16 protein-coding genes are annotated in these 18,670 nt (G+C 64.6%); 8 read left to right on the top strand and 8 right to left on the bottom strand.

The window, feature by feature from the left end; genetic code table 11:
• Positions 1-91: 91 nt before the first annotated feature.
• From A3AU_RS0112660 to A3AU_RS0112675, 4 genes are read right to left on the bottom strand one after another with little or no spacing between them, the layout of a single operon-like run.
• Positions 92-1,039, bottom strand: coding sequence for an ABC transporter permease (locus A3AU_RS0112660; protein WP_027053162.1), 948 nt, complete (start codon positions 1,037-1,039; stop codon positions 92-94).
• A 3-nt stretch (positions 1,040-1,042) separates the two neighbouring features.
• On the bottom strand, positions 1,043-2,023 hold the full coding sequence (locus A3AU_RS0112665; protein ID WP_027053163.1) for an ABC transporter permease: 981 nt from the start codon (positions 2,021-2,023) through the stop codon (positions 1,043-1,045).
• A gap of 1 nt (position 2,024) precedes the next feature.
• Positions 2,025-3,539 carry a sugar ABC transporter ATP-binding protein gene (locus A3AU_RS0112670; RefSeq protein ID WP_027053164.1) on the bottom strand — a complete coding sequence of 505 codons (1,515 nt, stop codon included), beginning with the start codon at positions 3,537-3,539 and terminating at the stop codon, positions 2,025-2,027.
• 50 nt (positions 3,540-3,589) lie between these two features.
• On the bottom strand, positions 3,590-4,603 hold the full coding sequence (locus A3AU_RS0112675) for an ABC transporter substrate-binding protein (protein ID WP_027053165.1): 1,014 nt from the start codon (positions 4,601-4,603) through the stop codon (positions 3,590-3,592).
• A 220-nt stretch (positions 4,604-4,823) separates the two neighbouring features.
• Between A3AU_RS0112675 and A3AU_RS0112680 the strand changes: the two genes are divergently transcribed.
• From A3AU_RS0112680 to A3AU_RS0112715, 8 genes are all read left to right on the top strand, one after another.
• Positions 4,824-7,232, top strand: coding sequence for a glucan 1,4-alpha-glucosidase (locus tag A3AU_RS0112680; RefSeq protein WP_027053166.1), 2,409 nt, complete (start codon positions 4,824-4,826; stop codon positions 7,230-7,232).
• A 55-nt stretch (positions 7,233-7,287) separates the two neighbouring features.
• A complete protein-coding gene (gnd, locus tag A3AU_RS0112685; protein ID WP_027053167.1) occupies positions 7,288-8,304 on the top strand; it encodes a phosphogluconate dehydrogenase (NAD(+)-dependent, decarboxylating) in 1,017 nt (338 codons plus the stop codon).
• Between the two features lie 22 nt (positions 8,305-8,326).
• Positions 8,327-9,703: a glucose-6-phosphate dehydrogenase gene (zwf, locus tag A3AU_RS0112690; protein ID WP_027053168.1), complete on the top strand. Its 1,377-nt coding sequence runs from the start codon at positions 8,327-8,329 to the stop codon at positions 9,701-9,703.
• A gap of 29 nt (positions 9,704-9,732) precedes the next feature.
• Positions 9,733-10,437, top strand: a complete 705-nt coding sequence (locus tag A3AU_RS0112695) for an ROK family protein (RefSeq protein ID WP_027053169.1) — start codon at positions 9,733-9,735, stop codon at positions 10,435-10,437.
• A 215-nt stretch (positions 10,438-10,652) separates the two neighbouring features.
• Positions 10,653-11,111, top strand: a complete 459-nt coding sequence (locus A3AU_RS0112700) for a Ros/MucR family transcriptional regulator (protein WP_027053170.1) — start codon at positions 10,653-10,655, stop codon at positions 11,109-11,111.
• Between the two features lie 123 nt (positions 11,112-11,234).
• Positions 11,235-12,335 (top strand): aminotransferase class I/II-fold pyridoxal phosphate-dependent enzyme, encoded by a 1,101-nt coding sequence (locus tag A3AU_RS0112705; RefSeq protein ID WP_027053171.1) that lies wholly within the window; start codon positions 11,235-11,237, stop codon positions 12,333-12,335.
• Between the two features lie 262 nt (positions 12,336-12,597).
• Entirely contained in the window at positions 12,598-13,836 is a 1,239-nt protein-coding gene (locus A3AU_RS0112710; protein ID WP_027053172.1) for an MFS transporter, read from the top strand.
• A gap of 48 nt (positions 13,837-13,884) precedes the next feature.
• Entirely contained in the window at positions 13,885-14,193 is a 309-nt protein-coding gene (locus A3AU_RS0112715; protein WP_027053173.1) for an NIPSNAP family protein, read from the top strand.
• A 122-nt stretch (positions 14,194-14,315) separates the two neighbouring features.
• Here A3AU_RS0112715 and A3AU_RS0112720 read toward each other — a convergent pair whose 3' ends face one another.
• Genes A3AU_RS0112720 through A3AU_RS0112735 form a run of 4 tightly spaced genes read right to left on the bottom strand, consistent with a single transcriptional unit; the run spans position 14,316 to position 18,635 of the window.
• The gene (locus A3AU_RS0112720; protein WP_027053174.1) at positions 14,316-15,032 is read right to left on the bottom strand and encodes a glutamine amidotransferase; all 717 of its coding nucleotides are present in this window, start codon (positions 15,030-15,032) and stop codon (positions 14,316-14,318) included.
• 18 nt (positions 15,033-15,050) lie between these two features.
• Positions 15,051-15,530 (bottom strand): tellurite resistance TerB family protein, encoded by a 480-nt coding sequence (locus A3AU_RS0112725; protein WP_027053175.1) that lies wholly within the window; start codon positions 15,528-15,530, stop codon positions 15,051-15,053.
• A 32-nt stretch (positions 15,531-15,562) separates the two neighbouring features.
• On the bottom strand, positions 15,563-17,164 hold the full coding sequence (locus tag A3AU_RS0112730; protein WP_027053176.1) for a heme biosynthesis protein HemY: 1,602 nt from the start codon (positions 17,162-17,164) through the stop codon (positions 15,563-15,565).
• A 10-nt stretch (positions 17,165-17,174) separates the two neighbouring features.
• Complete coding sequence (locus tag A3AU_RS0112735; protein ID WP_027053177.1) at positions 17,175-18,635, bottom strand: COG4223 family protein; 1,461 nt, start codon at positions 18,633-18,635, stop codon at positions 17,175-17,177.
• Positions 18,636-18,670: the final 35 nt, after the last annotated feature.

Genomic DNA, 18,670 nt, shown 5'->3' on the forward strand with positions numbered 1-18,670 from the left:
CCAACAGTTGGCCTGGGTAAGCGGATCCGCGACCGGCGACGGATCACGCCATGGATTGGCGCAGCAAGCCCCGGAATGACAAGGCGCGGGCTCAACGCACCGCCTTTTCCCCACCCGCCGCCGTAATCACCCCGACAATGATCAGCCCGGTCAACAGCAGACGCACGCCGGCGCTGACACCGAATGTGTTGAGCATGGTCAACAGCAGCACCAGGAACAGCGCCGCGCCCCACACGCCCGGCACGTTGGCCTTGCCGCCGGCCACCGACGTGCCGCCTATGACGACGACAGCGATCGAGGCGAGCAGATATTCATTGCCGATATCGACATTGGCGCCACGGAAATAGCCGGCGAGCAGGGCGCCGTCGATGCCGCCGAGCGCGCCCGACAGCGTATAGGTGAGGAAGCGGATGCGGCCGACATTGACGCCGGCGAGCCAGGCGGCGCGGATGTTCTGGCCGATCGCCAGCACCGAGCGGCCATAGATCATGCGTTGCATGGCGATGGCGGCCCCGATGGTGAACAGCACGGTCAGCAACGCCAGCACCGGCACGCCCAGGATTTGCCAATTGGTGAAATCGGCAAAGCCCGGCGGCGGCTTGATCTGCAGCCCGCGCCCATAGCTGATGTCGATCGACTGGATGATGAAGCTCGCCGACAGTGTGGCGATGATCGGTGGAATGCGCAGCGCCCAGATCAAGAGATAGTTGACCGCGCCGATCGCCGCGCCGCAGGCGAGCGCCGCCAGCAGACCGACGACGATCATGGAATCGCTGCCAGCCATCACCTTCATGGCAACCGCGCTGGCAAGCCCGATATTGGCGGGCAGCGACAGGTCGACATTGCCAGGTCCGAGCGTGATGACGAACATCTGGCCGACGCCGACGATGACGGTGAACACGGCGAGTGACAGGGCGGCCGTGACCATGCCGCCGGCGCCATAGCCGCCAGTGAAGGCGATCGTTGCCAGCCACACCAGCAGCGCACCGAGGAACGACCACACCCAGGGTTTGCCGGCCAGCGATTTCACCAGGATCATCGCTCACCTCTCCTTGCGGCTGATCAGCACCCGCGCCGCCAGCACGATGATCAGGATGGCGCCGTTGGCCGCCACCTGCCAGTCCGGCGGGATGTGCATGAAGGTGAGCAGCGGCGAAGCGGCCAGCGCCAGCGTCAGCGCGCCGATCACCGCGCCGATCGGCGAAACCCGGCCGCCGACGAACTCGCCGCCGCCGAGAATGACGCCGGCGATCGCCAGCAGCGTATAGCCATTGCCGATATTGGCATCGGCCGAGGTGGTGATGCCGATCAACGCCATGCCGGACAGCACGCCGAACAACCCGGCCAGCGCAAACAGCACGATCTTGGTTCTGAGCAGCGACCAGCCGGCGCGCTTGAGCGCCGCCGGATTGCCGCCGGAGCCACGCAGGATCACGCCATAGGAGGTGCGCATCAAGCCGAAATGGACGACGAGCCCGATCAGCAGCGCCGCGATGATCGGGAAGGGAATGAAGGGCGGCTTGAACGACATGATCGCCAGCAGCCAGTCCGGCGCCTTGCCGCCGGGTTTGGGCAGGACGAGGATCGCCAGCCCCTGCCAGACGAAGCTCATACCGAGCGTCACCACGATCGACGGCAAATTGCGCAGATGGATCAGCGCGCCGAGCAGCGCATAGATGCCGATCGATCCGAGCAGGATGACGACACCGATCAGCGGCGCGTCCTTCAGCCAGGTCGCGGTGACGCAGCCGACGAACCCGACGAAGGTGCCGATCGACAGGTCGAGTTCATTGCCGGCGATGACGAACATCTGCGCGATCGTCGCCAGCGCGATCGGGATCGCCAGGTTCAGCATCAGGCTGAAGCCGAAATAGCTGATGGCGCGTGGATTGAGCCAGGCAATCGCGAGCAGTACCAGCGCCAGCGACAGCGCCGGCAGCAGCCCGCGCAGCAGGCGGGCGCGGGCCAGCGCGCCACGCTCGGCCGACGTCTTGGCGGTGGTGTCGAGACTCGCCGCCGTCATCTCAGGCCGCGTCGCCGAAGGAGGACTGGATGATCTTCTCTTCGGTCAGCTCGTCGCGGGTGAGGTTGGCGACGATGCGGCCGTTCTTGAAGACATAGATGTGGTCGCAATTGTCGAGCTCTTCTGTTTCCGTCGTGTACCAGAGGAAGGTGCGGCCATTTCGCGCCTCTTCGCGCACGAGGTCGTACACTTCGAGCTTGGTGCCGATATCGACACCACGCATTGGATCGTCCATCAGCACGATTTCCGCATCGGAGCCGAGCGCGCGGGCAAACAAAGCCTTCTGCTGGTTGCCGCCCGACAGCGAGAAGATGTTGTTGTTCATGTCGGGCGTGCGGATGCCGATCTTCTGCTGCCAGAACGCGGCGAGTTCCGCCTCGCGCTGCGGCGAGATCAGCAGCCCGTTGCGCAACCGCGCCAGCGAGCGGATGCCGATATTCTCGGCGATCGACCATTGCGGGAAGATGCCGTCCGACTGGCGGTCGCCGGCGACCAGGGCCACCGGCGCGGTCACTTCGATGCCGGGCCTGATGCGCTGGGCTGCGGCAAAGATCGCCAGCAGGAGATCCGTCTGGCCGTGGCCGGCAAGGCCGGCCAGGCCGATGATCTCGCCCGCACGCGCCACCAGTTCCTTGCCGTCCGCCTGCCGGGCGGGGCGTGCACGGACGCGCAACGGACCCGCCTCGGCCTTGGTCGTTTCGGTCATTGTTCCGCGATGGGCCTCCGCACCGCCCATCGCCGTCACCAGCCGGTCGCGGTCGAAGGCGTTTGCAGCGTCAGCGACGACCACCTTGCCGTCGCGCATCACCACGATACGGTCGGCGTTCCTGAGCACCTCGCCCAGCACATGCGAGATCAGGATGCAGCTTTTGCCGGCGGCGACGAAGCGGCGCACGAAAGCCAGCAGCTGACCGGCCGTATGCGCGTCGAGCGACGATGTCGGCTCATCGAGGATGACGAGGTCGAGCCGGTCCTGCGTCACCGTGAAGGCGCGCGCCACCTCGACCATCTGGCGCCGGCCGATCGACAGGTCGCCGACGATATCCCAGGCCGAGATGCCATGGTCCGGAAAAATCTCGTCCAGCTTGGCGGTGATGAGTGTCGCCGCCCGGCGCCGCCAGCCGAGGCCCGAGAGCGCCGCGTGATTGATGCGCGTGTTTTCGGCGACGCTGAGGTTGGGACACAGCGACAGCTCCTGGAAGACACACCGAATGCCGAGTTTCTGCGCCCGCGACACCGAGTAATTGTCCTCGATGCCGCCATGCACGCCGATCTTGCCGCTGTCGGGTGCGAGCGTACCCGCCACCATGTGCATCAGCGTCGATTTGCCCGCACCATTATGGCCGACAAGGCCGACGCATTCGCCGGGGCCGACATGGAAATCCACCCCGCCCAGCGCCCTGACGGCGCCGAAATGCTTTTCGGCACCGTCAAGTCTTATGATGTCAACATTGGCGGCGCCGAAATGTTTTTCGGCGCCGCTCAGTCCGATGATGTCAGCGTTCCCTTCAGGCATGCCTAGAGATTATCCGTGCGATGGTACGAAGGGCAACGCTGTCGTGACACTCACTTGATGTTGGCTTTGATCGCCGCCAGAGCGTCTTCCTGCGTGTATTCGTGCGTGGCGACGCCGCCTTCCTTGATCTTCGGCAGGGCTGCCTCGAAATCGTCCTGGGTGAAGGCCAGATACGGCACCAGCAGGTCGTGAGGAATGTCCTTGCGGCCGTCGAGCACCTGTTGCGCCACCCAGAAGGCGAGCGACGACACGCCAGGTGCGATCGACGCCGACCAGGTCTTATAGCCGTCCTTGTCCTTCTGTTCCTTCCACCACTTCAACTCGTCCTGGCGGTTGCCCATGATGATGGTCGGGCGCGGCTTGCCGGCGGCGGCGAAGGCCTGTGCTGCGCCATAGCCGTCACCACCCTGGTCGACGATGCCTACGACGTCAGGCAGCGACGGCAGGATGGTCGCGACCGCCTTTTGCGCGGTCGTCTGGTCCCAATCGCCGGTCACCGAGCCGACGATCTTGAATTCGGGATGGGCGGCAACGCCTTCGAGGATGCCGGCATGGATGGCATCGTCGATCGAGGTGCCGGCCAGGCCGCGGATTTCCAGCAGGTTCCCGCCCTTCGGCTGGAACTTCGCCATCTGCTCGACTTCCTGCTTGCCCATGTCCTTGAAGTCGACGACGACGCGGTAGGCGCAAGGTTCGGTGACGGTGCCATCGAAGGAAACGACCACGATACCGGCGTCGCAGGCCTGCTTGATGGCGCCGTTCAGCGCATCCGGCGAGGCGGCGTTGATGACGATGGCGTCATAGCCCTGCAGGATAAGGTTCTGCACCTGCGCCGCCTGCGTCGGCACTTCCTTGTCGGCGGTGGTGAAGATGTCGGCCGCGCCGACGATCTTGTCGCCGACCGCCTTCTTGGTGACGATGCCGTAGCTGTCGAGCATCGCCTGCCGCCACGAATTGCCGGCGTAATTGTTGGAGAATGCGATCTTCTTGCCGCTGGTGTCGGCAAGCGCCGTGCCAGAGGCGAGCATCGCCGCGAGGGCGCCCAAAACGAACAGTTTCTTCATGTCATACTCCTCCCGAGAGTTGCTGGTCATACCGATTGTGGATGAAGTCGTGCCTGCGTGCCTGTCCTACGTACCTGTTTTTTATCTATTGTCAGACAAAAGTGCAGAAGGGCGGCAGGCTGTCAACTGCAATCCGCGACAGGCTGGCGATCAACTTGCGGTGCGATGATTGAAATGCCTCCGGTTGATGGGCTAGGCATGCGCACAGGAGGCCTTTTGAATGGCAGTGACGCCGATCGTTCCCCCGGGCGCCCCGGGAATTCCGGCGCGCTGGACCTCGAGCGCCAAGAGTGGCGTCGGCACCGCGTTTTCAGCCAAGAGCCCGCTCTGGTTCACCATCAGCCACGGCATCTTGAACGAGATCTACTATCCGCGTCTCGACAGCGCCTGCACGCGCGACATGGAGCTGATCGTCACCGGCCCCGACGGCTATTTCTCGGAAGAGAAGCGCGACGCCGCGCACGGCATCGAGCCGTTCGAGGACGGCATACCGGGCTACAGGCTGACCAACATCGCGACGGACGGCGCCTACCGCATCGAAAAGCATATCATTACGGACCCGAAACGGCCTGTCCTGCTGCAAGAGATCGCATTCGTACCGCTGAAGGCTTCGGCGGCCGACTACCACGTCTACGCGCTGCTTGCGCCGCACCTCGTCAACGCCGGCATGGGCAACACAGCCTGGGCCGGCGAATACAAGGGCCAGCGCATGCTCTTCGCCACCGGGCGCGGCGTATCCCTGGCGCTGGTGTCCTCACTGCCCTGGCACGGCTGTTCGGCCGGCTATGTCGGTTTCTCCGACGGATGGCAGCAATTGCGGAACGGCGGTGCTCTCGATCCCTCCTGCCAACGGGCGCAAGACGGCAATGTCGCCCTGACCGGAGAGATCGGCTTTTCCGCCGACGCGACAACGGCCTTGCTGGCGCTTGGCTTCGGCGCCTCGCCGGAGGACGCCGCCGATCTTGCCCTGGCGAGCCTCAAGCAGGGCTTCGAGCCCGCGCGGAAGGCCTATGTCGAGAACTGGCGTAAATTTCAGGCCGGGCTGGAAAAACTCGATCGCCACACCGCCTCCGGGCTGAACACCTATCGTGTGAGCACAGCGGTTCTGGCCTCGCATCTCTCGGTCGCGAGACCCGGCGCCGCCGTTGCCAGCCTGTCGATCCCGTGGGGCTTCAACAAGGGCGACGACGATCTCGGCGGCTACCATCTGGTCTGGCCGCGCGACCTGGTCGAGACCGCTGGCGGCTTTCTTGCCGCCGGCGACGGCAAGCAGGCGCTGGAGATCCTGACCTATCTGCGCACGATCCAGCAGCCGGACGGTCACTGGCCGCAGAATGTGTGGTCGGACGGCACCGCCTACTGGCCCGGCATCCAGATGGACGAATGTGCCTTCCCGCTGCTCCTGGCCGATGCCTTGCGCCGTACAGGCCACCTGCCGCGCCCCAGGCTCGCCGATTTCCTGGCCATGATCGAAAGCGCCGCCTCCTACATCGTGCGCAACGGCCCCGTCACCGGCGAGGACCGCTGGGAGGAAGACGCCGGATACAGCCCGTTCACGTTGGCCGTCGAGATCGCGGCGCTGCTGGCAGCCGCCGACATGCTGGATGTCGCCGGAAAGAGTGAGCCGGCAAACTACCTGCGTGAAACCGCGGATTGCTGGAACGATCAAGTCGAACGCTGGACCTACGTCACCGGCACTCGGCTCTGCGTCGAGACAGGCGTCAGCGGCTACTATGTCCGCATCGCGCCGCCGGACGATGCGGGCGCCGCCGCGCCGAAGGACGGCTTCGTTCCGATCAAGAACCGGCCGCCGGGCGACACCGACAGACCGGCGGAGGCCATCGTCAGCCCCGACGCTCTTGCCCTGGTTCGCTTTGGCCTCAGGGCGGCCGACGATCCGCGCATCGTCGATACCGTCAAGGCTGTCGATGCCCTTTTGCGTTGCGATCTTCCGCAAGGCCCGGTCTGGTACCGCTACACCAGCGACGGCTATGGCGAACACGAGGATGGTGCTCCATTCGACGGCACCGGCCGGGGACGCGCCTGGCCCCTGCTCACTGGCGAGCGGGCGCATTACGAGCTGGCGGCTGGCCGCAAGGAGAAGGCCACGCGGCTTCTCGAGACCTTCGAGCGCTCGGCCGGCATAGGCGGCCTGCTGCCGGAACAGGTCTGGGACAGCCCTGACATGCCGGACCGCGAGCTATGGCTGGGTAAACCGTCCGGCAGCGCCATGCCGCTGGTCTGGGCGCATGCCGAGCACATCAAGCTGTTGCGATCGCTGCGCGACGGCGCGGTCTTCGACATGCCGCCGCAAGGCGTCGAGCGTTACATCCAGGGCAAGACAAGCTCGCCGCTGAGGATATGGCGCTTCAACAACAAGATCCGCTCCATTCCGGCCGGCAAGCTTTTGCGCGTCGAGCTTTCGGCGCCGGGCGTTGTCCATTGGAGCAGCGACAAATGGCTGACGATCCAGGACCACAAGACCAGCGAAAACGCTTTCGGCGTTCATCTGGTCGACCTGCCGGTCGCCGAGCTGGAGCCGGGAGACACCCTCGTCTTCACTTTTTTCTGGCCCGATGCGATGCGTTGGGAGAATGTCGACGTCAGCGTCGGCATCGACGCATCATGACTGAAGCAGCGGGGTCGATAGATTTGTTCTTTCCTCAAGCAATCGGGACGAAACCATGCAGATCGGAATGATGGGACTGGGCCGGATGGGCGCCAACATGGTCCGCCGCCTGATGCGCGACGGTCATGAATGTGTCGTCTACGACATCAACGCGGCAAGCGTTGCCGCCCTGGTAGCGGACGGCGCGCTCGGCGCGGCATCCCTGACGGAATTCGTCGGCAAGCTCGCCAAGCCGCGCTGTGTCTGGCTGATGCTGCCGGCCGCGATCACCGGCAAGATCATCGATCAGGTTGCCGCCCTGATGGAGCCCGGCGACGTCGTCATCGACGGCGGCAATTCCTACTATCACGACGCCGTCGACCAAGCCGCGAAACTGGCAACCAAGGGCATCCACCTCGTCGATGTCGGCACCAGCGGCGGTGTCTGGGGCCTCGAGCGCGGCTACTGCCTGATGATCGGCGGCCCCGACGTCGCGGTGCAGCATCTCGATTCGGTCTTCGCCACGCTGGCGCCGGGCGCCGATGCCGGCGCCCCGACCCCAGACAAGGCTGCCGGGACGGCGCCTTTCGGCTATCTGCATTGCGGACCGAGCGGCGCCGGCCACTTCGTCAAGATGGTACATAACGGCATCGAATATGGCGTCATGGCCGCCTACGCCGAAGGCATGAACATCCTGAAGTCGGCAAATGCCGGCAAACGGCCGCGCACGGCGGACGCCGAGACCAGCCCGCTGGAAAGCCCGCAATACTACCAGTTCGACATCGACCTTCCCCAGGTGGCCGAGGTCTGGCGCCATGGCAGCGTCATCGGCTCCTGGCTGCTCGATCTGACCGCCGGGGCGCTGAAGAGCGATCCGGGCCTGGCGCAGTTCGGGGGCCGGGTATCGGATTCCGGCGAAGGCCGCTGGACGCTGAAGGCGGCGATCGACACCGGCGTACCGGCGCCGGTGCTGTCCTCGGCGCTGTTCGACCGCTTTTCCTCGCAAGGCGAATCCGAATTCGCCGACAAGCTGCTGTCCGCCATGCGCTATGCCTTCGGCGGCCATATCGAGAAGCCGAAGGCCGGCAAGTGACGCCACAGCAGGAGACGCACGCATGAGCCAGGAACGGTCCGACACGCTGGTGCTCTTCGGGGCCACTGGCGACCTCGCCCACAAGAAGATATTTCCAGCCCTCTACCAGATGGTCGCCAAGGGCACGCTCACCGAACCAGTGATCGGCGTCGCCTTCGACGCCTGGGATATCAAGCAGTTGCAGGACCGCGCCCGCGACGGCATCGTCAATGCGCTGGGCAAGATCGACGACAAGGTGTTCGCCAAGTTCGCCTCGCTGCTGCGCTATGTCAGCGGCGACTACCGCGATGCGGCCACCTTCGAGAAGTTGAAGACCGCACTCGGCAGCGCGCAGCGGCCGCTGCACTACATGGCGGTGCCGCCGACCATGTTCGAGACGGTCGTGCAGGGGCTGGAGCAGTCGGGCACCGCGCATGGCGCGCGGCTGATGGTGGAAAAGCCCTTCGGCCACGATCTGCAATCGGCTCGCTGGCTGAACCGGGTGCTGCATCTGGTGTTCGACGAACAGTCGATCTTCCGCATCGACCATTATCTCGGCAAGGAAGCGATCCAGAACCTGCTCTATTTCCGCTTCGCCAACTCCTTCCTCGAGCCGATCTGGAACCGCAATTTCGTCGAGAGCGTGCAGATCACCATGGCGGAGGATTTCGGCGTCGAAGGCCGCGGCAAGTTCTATGACGATGTCGGCTGCATCCGCGACGTCATCGAGAACCATCTGCTCAACATCCTGTTGCTGCTCGCAATGGAGCCGCCGGTCGGCCGCTCCGCCGACGACCTCATCGACGAGAAGGTCCAGGTGCTCCGGGCAATTCGTACGTTGACGAAGGCCGATGTCGTGCGCGGCCAATTCACCGGCTATCTCGCCGAGCCCGGCGTCAAGCCGAACTCGCCGGTCGAGACCTTCGCCGCGGTGCGCTTCTTCGTCGACACCTGGCGCTGGCAGGATGTGCCGTTCTTCATCCGTGCCGGCAAGAACATGCCGGTGCATGTCACCGAGGTGGTGGTGCGGCTGAAGCGGCCGCCGCTCGACGTATTCGACCCGATCAAGCCCGCCGACCAGAACTACGTGCGCTTCCGCATCGACCCGCAGGTAGCGATCGCCATCGGCGCCCAGCGCAAGGCGCCCGGCGACGACATGGTCGGCGAGCAGGTGGAACTTTCCGCGCTCGACAACTCAAAGGGCGACATGCCGCCTTACGAGCGCCTGATCGGCGATGCCATGAACGGCAACGGCCAGCTCTTCACCCGCCAGGACGCGGCCGAGCTCGCCTGGCGCATCGTCGGCCCGGTGCTCGGCGACACCACGCCGCCGCATCTTTATGAGCCGAAGACATGGGGACCGGCCGACGCCATGGCCGGCTTCGGGCCGCCCAATGGCTGGATCGACCCGGTGGCATAAGTTCCGCTGATATGAGTGGAGGAGACGTGATGGCCAAGGCGGTGAAGCAGACAGCACCTGATGCCGAGCAGATCGTGCTGACGATCGACATTGGCGGCTCGCACGTCAAGATCCTGACCAGCGCCGGCGGGCAGGAACGCCGGGACGATTCCGGCCCGGACCTGACGCCACAGCAGATGATCGATAAGGTCAAGAAGCTCGCCGAGGGCCTGCCCTACGACGTCATCTCGATGGGTTACCCCGGCCCGGTGCGTCACAGCAAGCCTGTGCTCGACCCCAAGAATCTCGGCAAGGGCTGGGCCGGCTTCGACTTCGACGCGCAGTTCGGCAAGCCGGTCAAGATGGTCAATGACGCGCTGATGCAGGCCATCGGCAGTTATGAAGGCGGGCGCATGCTGTTCCTGGGTCTGGGGACCGGCCTCGGCGCGGCGATGGTCTTCGACAATGTCGGCCAGCCGATGGAGCTCGCCCATCTTCCCTACAGGAAAGGCCAAAGTTTCGAGGACTATGTCGGCGAGCGCGGCCTTGAAAAGCGCGGCAAGAAGAAGTGGCGCATACATGTCTTCGACGTCGTCGACCGGCTGCGCGCCGCCCTCCAGCCAGACTATGTCGTCATTGGCGGCGGCAATGTCGACAAGCTCGACGAGTTACCGGCCGACTCCAGGCGCGGTGACAACACACGTGCCTTCGAAGGCGGATTTCGTCTGTGGCGAGACAAGGCACTGATCGTCTGATATTATTACAGTTTAGTATAGTTGTTCAAAATAACGTGTGACGCCGCGCTTAATCATTGCGTTGCGCAGATTTGCCGACTAGGAATTTCGCGCGCTGCCCCCGCGTCCTTTCATTGGATACGCTTGAAGACGCTTCAACATTTTTCATTTTTTGTGCCTCGTCCTTTCGAAAAGAGTCCGATTTTCGAGGCCGTGCGCCATAGACGGAGAGAACAGTGACCGACGATAGCAACGACGCTCGCATCGACCTTCTCGAACTGACCGCCCACATCGTGTCCGCTTATGTCGAGAAGAACCGCCTGCCCGCCTCCGGTCTGGCCGATCTCATCGCCAGCGTCGCCTCCTCGATCGACGGATTGGGCAAGCCGGCCGTTCCGGTGGCGGCACCCCTGGTCCCCGCGGTCAATCCGAAGAAGTCGGTGACGCCGGATTTCATCATCTGCCTCGAGGACGGCAAGAAGTTCAAATCGCTGAAGCGCCATCTCGGCGTGCATTTCGGCCTGACGCCGGACGCCTATCGCGCCAAATGGGGCTTGCCGGCGGACTATCCGATGGTCGCCCCCAACTATGCCGCTTCGCGCTCCCAGCTGGCGAAATCGATCGGCCTCGGCCGCAAGGCCGTCGAAGTGGCGCCCGTCAAGGCCAAGGGCCGGAAGGCCAAGGTTTCGGCCTGATCAATTCGGTCCTGAGCCAATATTTAGGACGACTGGAACAGGAGCCTGCCGGCGAAACCGCCTTGGCAGGCTTCATGTTTTTGTGGCTTGGATAGTCCGCATTGGGATAATCTGGGGGAAGCCATGAACTACACCAGGATGGTGATCGAGAAGGAAGCGCCGGAGGAGTACGGCTACGACCGTATCCGCTACAATCTCTCCGAAAGCTCGATCGCCGACCAGAAGCTCTCCGACATCGGCCTGTCGCTGCCGGACCTGACGCTGTTCTACGGCGAGCATCGAGGCGACAAGGAGCTACGCGCGCTCGTCGCGGCGCAGGATGCCGGCATTTCGCCCGATGACGTGCTGGTCACCGCCGGTGCCGCCGGCGCGCTGTTCATCATCTCGACTTCGCTTTTGTCGGCCAGCGATCATCTCGTCGTCATCAGGCCCAACTACGCCACCAACATCGAAACCCCAAGGGCTATCGGCTGCGCCATCAGCTTTGTCGACCTCGCCTTCGAGGACGGCTTCGCCATCGACGTCGGGGCCATCAAGGCGGCGCTCCGGCCGAACACGAAACTGATCAGTGTCACCTGCCCGCACAACCCGACCGGCACGATGATGTCGCGCACCGATCTCGACGCGCTGGTGGCGCTTGCAGAGGCCAGCAACTGCCATCTGCTGGTCGACGAAACCTATCGCGACCTTTCCTATGGCAGGCGCCTGCCCTCGGCGGCCTCGCTGAGCACGAAGGCCATCAGCGTTTCGTCGCTGTCGAAAGCCTTTGGCATTCCAGGCATCCGCATCGGCTGGCTGATCACCAGGGATGCAGCGCTTCAGGAAACATTCCTGGCCGCCAAGGAACAGATCGGCATCTGCGGCAGCGTCATCGACGAAGGCATTGCCCGCGGCATGCTGGAACGGCGGGATGCCTTCTTGGGCGTGCTGCTGCCCGAAATGGCCAAGCGCCGCGATATCGTCCAGGCCTGGATCGACTGCGAGCCGCTGGTCGGCTGGATCAGGCCCGAAGGCGGCGTCGTCGGCTTCCCGCGCCTCGATGTAGAACCCGGCTTCGACCTCGACCGCTTCTATGTCAACCTGCTGGAAAAGCACGGCACCTATGTCGGGCCGGGCCACTGGTTCGAAATGGACAAGCGCTTCTTCCGCGTCGGCTTCGGCTGGCCGACGGAAGCCGAGTTGAGGGGCGGGCTTGAGGCGATTTCGGCAGCACTGCGGCAGTAACTTCCACGTGCAGTTGAAGGAAAAGGGGCAAGGTCCCTTGATCCTGAACCGATTTTAACGCATATGCGCGCCGAACTTTATCAAGTTTCATTGGCCGGAACAGCGCCCGTTCGGGACGTGCCCCGCCGGCATCGTATCGGCCCGTAAATCGGTTCCGATTTTCGGAAAGCACGATGCGAAGACTAAAAAGTGTTGGAGCGTACTTTGTGCGGCCGAGTTGGACGCACGGCGTTCCAACGCAATCGCAACGGGGCCTCATTGCATGACATCCGTAAAAACATCGCCGGAGCAGCGCTACGCCGCCTTCCGGCACAAAGCCTTCCTCAGCTACTGGACGGCACGCTTTCTCACCACTTTCGCCACCATGATCGTCTCCGTCGCTGTCGGCTGGCAGATCTATGATCTGACGCGCGATCCATTCGACCTTGGCATTGTCGGCATCGTCCAGTTCCTGCCATCGCTGCTGCTGGTGCTGGTCACCGGCGTCGTCGCCGACCGCTTCGGCCGCCGCCTGATCATGGCGCTGGCAACCGTGGTCGAAGCAGGCTGTACGCTTGTTCTCCTGTACTTCACGCTGCGTGGCCTCGTCAGTCCGTTGCCGATCTTCGTCGTTCTGGCGCTGTTCGGCATGGCGCGCGCCTTTTACGGGCCGGCCTCGTCGTCGCTTTTCGCCAATCTGGTGCCGCCGGAAGATTTCGGCAACGCGATTGCCTGGAATTCGTCCGCCTGGCAGACGGCGACGATCATCGGTCCGGTCGCCGGCGGCCTGCTCTATGGCGTTTCGCCGGAGGCCGCATACGCTGTCGCCTCCGTGCTGATGCTGGTGGCCGGCCTGCTGATCTTCACCATTCCCAAACCCACCCAGCAAAGCGCCACCGACAAGCCTACGATGGAGACGCTGTTTGCCGGCTTCCGCTATATCTGGAGCGAGAAGATCGTGCTCGGCGCCATCTCGCTCGACCTCTTCGCCGTGCTCCTGTCCGGCGCCTCGGCGCTGCTGCCGGTCTATGCGCGCGACATTCTTGAACTCGGCCCCTGGGGCCTCGGCCTGTTGCGCTCGGCGCCCGGCATCGGCGCCATCTGCGTTGCGGTGTGGCTCGCCGGGCACCCGCTTCGCGACAATGCCGGCAAGATCATGCTCGGCTTCGTCGCGGCCTTCGGCGCCTGCACCGTATTGTTTGGCCTCTCGACCGTCACCTGGCTGTCGATCGTCGCATTGGCTCTCCTCGGCGCCACCGACATGTTCAGCGTCTACATCAGGGAAACGCTGATCCAGCTATGGACGCCCGACGAAGTGCGCGGCCGCGTCAACGCCGTCAACCAGGTCTTCGTCGGCGCGTCCAACGAAGTCGGCGAATTCCGCGCCGGCACCATGGCGGCGCTGATCGGCACCGTGCCGGCGGTGGTCATCGGCGGCGTCGGCGCGATCGCGGTTGCTGGGCTATGGGCTTATCTGTTTCCGGCGCTGCGCAAGGTGCGCCACCTCAACGGGCGCAACTGACGCTCACTGGCGGTGAGCAGGATACATCACCCTGTCACAGGAACTCCCATGATCACCTGTTACCTGAAATATGTCATCGACCCTTACAAGCTTGCCGAGTTTGAAGAATACGGCCGGCGCTGGATCAGTCTCGTCAATCGCCTCGGTGGAAACCATCATGGCTATTTCCTTCCGAGCGAAGGGGCGAACAATATCGCCTATGCCATGTTCAGCTTCCCGAGCCTTGCCGACTACGAGGATTATCGCAAGCGGATGGCTGCCGACCCCGAATGCCAGGAAGTGTTTGAAACGGAGAAGCGCAATCGCAGCATTCTCAGTTATGAGCGCAGCTTCATGCGGCCGGTGCTCGAACCCTAGAGTAATTCCGGGAAAGTGTGAGCGGTTTTCCCGGGAGATGCGCACAGCGCTTCCCCTTGGGAATTGCGTCAAAGAGTTAGAGAAGCAGGTAACCGCGAAACCGTTCTCCGCCGTGAGTCGAGCTATCCCACAGCCACTCCCCCAAACACCATCCGCAAAAACTCGTCCAGCCAGCGCTTCAGGTGCATGTCCCAGATCAGCCGGCCGCCAAGGTGATCGCGGCCGGGCTGCGCGCCTGGCAATTCGAAACGGTGCGCGCCGCGCACCACCCAGCGCTGCATCATCACCCTTGTCAGTTCGCCATGGAACTGGATGCCCCAGGCATTGTCGCCGTAGCGGAAGGCCTGGTTGGGATAGGTGTCCGCCGTCGCCAGCAGCGTCGCGTCGCTGGGCAGCGAAAAGCCCTCGCGGTGGAACTGGTAGACCATGTCTGGCCAGTGCATCAGTTTCCGGCCGGCCTCGGTCGCCTTGAGCGGATACCAGCCGATCTCGACCAGCCCGTCGCCGTGACCCTCGACCTTGCCGCCCAGATGATTGACCAGCATTTGCGCGCCGAGGCAGATGCCCAGGCATGGCCGGTTTTCCCGGAGCGGAATTTCCAGCCAGTTGGTCTCGCGGCGGACGAATTCGTCGTCGTCATTGGCGCTCATCGGCCCGCCGAACACCACCGTGCCGGCGTGGCCATCCAGCGTTTCCGGCAGGGCGTCGCCCAGCGGCGGGCGGCGGATGTCGAGCTCGAAACCCTCTTCGATGAGCATGTGGCCGACGCGTCCGGGGCTCGAATTCTCCTGATGCAGCACGATCAGGATCTTTGGCTTCGAACTCGTTGCGCGCGGCATCGTCAGGCGAAATCCCGTCTATTCGTCGCTCGAAATTCCACGCGCGTCCGGCGCCTGCGCCGCCGCCTTGCGGCGCGCTTCGACCCGGTCGTGGCGCTCGACGCCGATCAGTTCGGCGACGCGCCACACCGTATTGTCCTCGAGCTCGTGCAGCTCGCCATCGGCATAGACGATCTCCCACATCAGGCCGATGAACGCCTTGCGCCCTTCGGCGTCGAGATGGCGCCTGAGCACGCTGGTGAAGGCATAGAGATCGATCGCCTCATTGTCGGCGCGCTCGCCCGCGGCGGCCAGCGCTTCCAATTCGGCGCCGCTGATCGAGTAGCTCTGCGCCAGCACTGCCTTGAACCGCTCCCACTCGACATCCTGGCGCACGCCGTCGGCATTCATCACATGGTAGAGCAGCGCCGAAGCGGCAACACGAGGATCATCGGTGCTGGCGGTCGCGCCGGAACCGTTCGGCAAATCCCTGAGAAACGACAGAACGCGTTCGAACATCAATCCATTCCCAAACGGCCCAATGGCCAAAATCAAAACAGCCGGAACCGGCGCGGCGACTTTTCCGCGTCCTCGTCCGGATCGACGCCGGGATCATCCGGCAGCCGCGCCAGCTCTTCGGCCGGCTCGACGGCCTCCGCGTCGGCCGGCACTGCCGCGAACGCAGCCGCCGTGACCGGCGTGACGTGGTCTTCGCTTCTATCGATTCCCTTGCCCGCCGCCTCGTTGCCCGCCGTGGCGTGCTCGATCGTATCGATCGGTTTTTCGCTGGCCGGCTTCGCCAGCGCCTCTATGACCGGCACCGGGGTCTCGGGCGCATCGTCGCGGCTGTCGATCAGCTGGCCAAGCCGCTCCATCGGCGCGCGCCACTCGAAGGCGTCGAGCCGTCCGCTGACAGGCGATACCGGCGCCCAGCGTTCCGAAACGACGCCATCGGCGACCCAGGCCGGATCGCGCGGCGCCCGCACCGCCTTGGACAGCAGCTGCCGCACCTTGCCCTGGTCGCCGGTCTCGGCTTCCTCGATATCGGCCAGGAGTAGATAGGCGCCTTCGCGGCGGTCCATCCGGATCGCCGCCTCGGCCTCGCGGCGGGCGGTCGGAAAGTCCTGCGCGTCGAGCGCGGCGCGTGCCACCGTCATCGACGATTCGGCGTGGTTCTTCTTCATTTCCTGCAGCTTCTTCGCCCGGTTGAGCCGATCGAGCACGGCGTCACCTGGCCTTGCATGCGTATAGAGTTCGGCGATCTCCGGGTGCGGCTCGGCCCTCCATGCCGTCTCCAGGATTTTCGAGCCCTTGCGCACGTCGTTCTGCTTGAACAGCGCCGCGGCGGCGGCAATTGCGGCCGGCGCGAAATCCGGCCGCAGCTTGTTGGCCTCGATAGCCGCTGTCCTGGCGGCATTCGGATCGCTGTCGGCGAGCGATTGCGCCTTGGCGGTCAACAGCACGGCGCGGCGGCGATTGGCGGCGTCGCGCTCGATCTGTCGCGTCGACTTCTGCGCGTCGACCAGCTTCAGCGCACCATCCCAGTCGCCGCGCGCGGTCAATTCCTCCAGCGTCGATTCGGCCGCCCAGGCCAGTTGCGGCGCCATCACCGCGGCGCGGCCGGCATAGTGGCGGGCAGCGTTGCGGTCACCCAGGCGCTCGGCTTCCAGGTAAAGCCCGCGCAGGCCGAGCAGCCGCATTTCGGGATCGTCGAGCATGCTTTCGAACTTCTGGCGCGCGCCTTCATGGTCGCCTTCGAGCATCGATGCCTGCGCCTCCAAGAGATGGATCAGCGGCTCCTGGTCTGAGCGGATCAGCTTGGCCGCTTCCTTGGTCTTCTTGCGGGCCAGCGCGCCATCGCCGGCGCCGGCGGCGATCATGCCGGTCGACAGCGCCTGATAGCCACGGTCGCGGCGGCGCACGCGGAAATAGCGCGAGATGGTGTAGGGACTGTTCCACAGCGACTTGACCAGCCACCACAGGATCATCACCGCGGCGACGACGGTGACGACGGCCACCGCGGCCACCATCAGGCTGACCTGGTACTGGTAGCCGCTGAAGGTGACGACCATGTCGCCCGGCCGGTCGGCCAGCCAGGCAAAGCCCAGCCCGAGCGCGAAGACGACGATGAGGAAGGCGAGCAGGCGGATCATCGTGTTGCCCTCATGCCTTCATCGCGCCGGAGATCAGCGCGTCGACCTGGCTTTCGACCTCGATGCGCGCCTTCAGTTTGCCGGCAAAGTCGGCACCCGCCGCCTTCACGGCGTCCGGCAGTGAATTGTATTCGCTGAGCGCCTTGGCATAGTCACCCTGGGTGACCGCCACTTCCATGCGCGCGACGGTTTCCGGCGCACCGGGACCTTCGACGGCGCCGATCGGCCGGACCTTGACCAGCGATTCGGCACTCGACATCAGGTTCTGCAGGAAGCCGGCATTCTGGTCGACCGGCGTTGCCGCGGCGACCATGGCACTGGCGGCGGCATCCATTCGCGAGGCGATCTCGGTACGGGTCGGCACGCCCTTTTCGGCATAAGGGCGCAAGGTCGCGAGTTCCGGCGCGTTGGGAGAGATCGCGGCCAGCGTATCGAGCTCGGCCGAGAACGGCGCGCCACGGTCGAGCGCCGCCTTCAGCGCCGAAGCGGCAATGGCGAGCGCGATCTTGGGCTGCGATGCCTGCGCCTCGACCTTGCCGGACAGCTGCGCCACCGATTGTTCCAGCGCGGTGAGCCGACCTTCCTGCGCCTTCGCCGCATCGCCCGCCGATTTCACCAGCGCGTCGAGGCCGGCCAGTTTCTCGTTGAGCGGGCCGAGATCGACCGGTGCCGCGCTGCCGGCCTTGCCGAGGGCGGCGACCGCGGTTTCGATCTGCTTGACCTTGTCGCCGAGGGCCGCAAGCCCGGCATTGTCGCCGGCGCCGCCCTGTCCAACAGCCGATTTCAGCGCCGCGACATCGGCCTTTACCTGTTCCAGCCCCGAGGAGAGCCCGACCACCTTGGCCTCCGCATCGTTTTTGCCGCCGGTTTCCTTCAGGCCGGCGATGTCGCTTTTCAGCGATGCGATTTCGCCGTTGACGCCATCGAGCGAGACGCCGGCGCCGGAACCCGGCGCGCCAAGCAGACCGGCGAATTGCAGACCGCCGGCGCCGGCCAGCGCAATGACACCGCCGATAATGCCGGCGGCGATGCCGTTGAGGCCGCCGCGCTTTGCCGGAGGAGGTGTTGGCGCCATCTTCTTGTCCCGTGCCCCGGTTCTTGCCTTGCTGTCGTCGCTGCGCTTGGCCGATGCATCCTCGAAGTTGTAGTCGGAGGCCTGGTCGCGATTGGCTGGCGCATCCGAACCGGGATAGGGCAACTCCGGCTCGGCGGCTTTGGCCCCGGCCTGACCTGCCGCGGCATCGGCATGCTCCCAGGGTTCGAGATCGGCCTGGTCGGCATGCACCGGTTCTTCGGGCGTCTCCGGCTGCGAAGCGTCCTTTGCTTCCTCCGCCATGGTTTCCTCGGCCTTCGCCTCGTCTATCTGGGCCGCATCCTCGTCGACGATGCGGGAGACGGCACCCGGCTCGAGATCGATGGTCACCGGCTCGCGGCGGCTTTTCGAGTGTCGCATCTTCGGCGTCTTGACCATGCCGGGGCTCCGCAAAATTCGCTTCGTCTCAACGC

Origin of the sequence: Mesorhizobium erdmanii USDA 3471 (assembly GCF_000472705.1) — a bacterium.
Taxonomy (GTDB): Bacteria; Pseudomonadota; Alphaproteobacteria; order Rhizobiales; family Rhizobiaceae; genus Mesorhizobium; species Mesorhizobium erdmanii.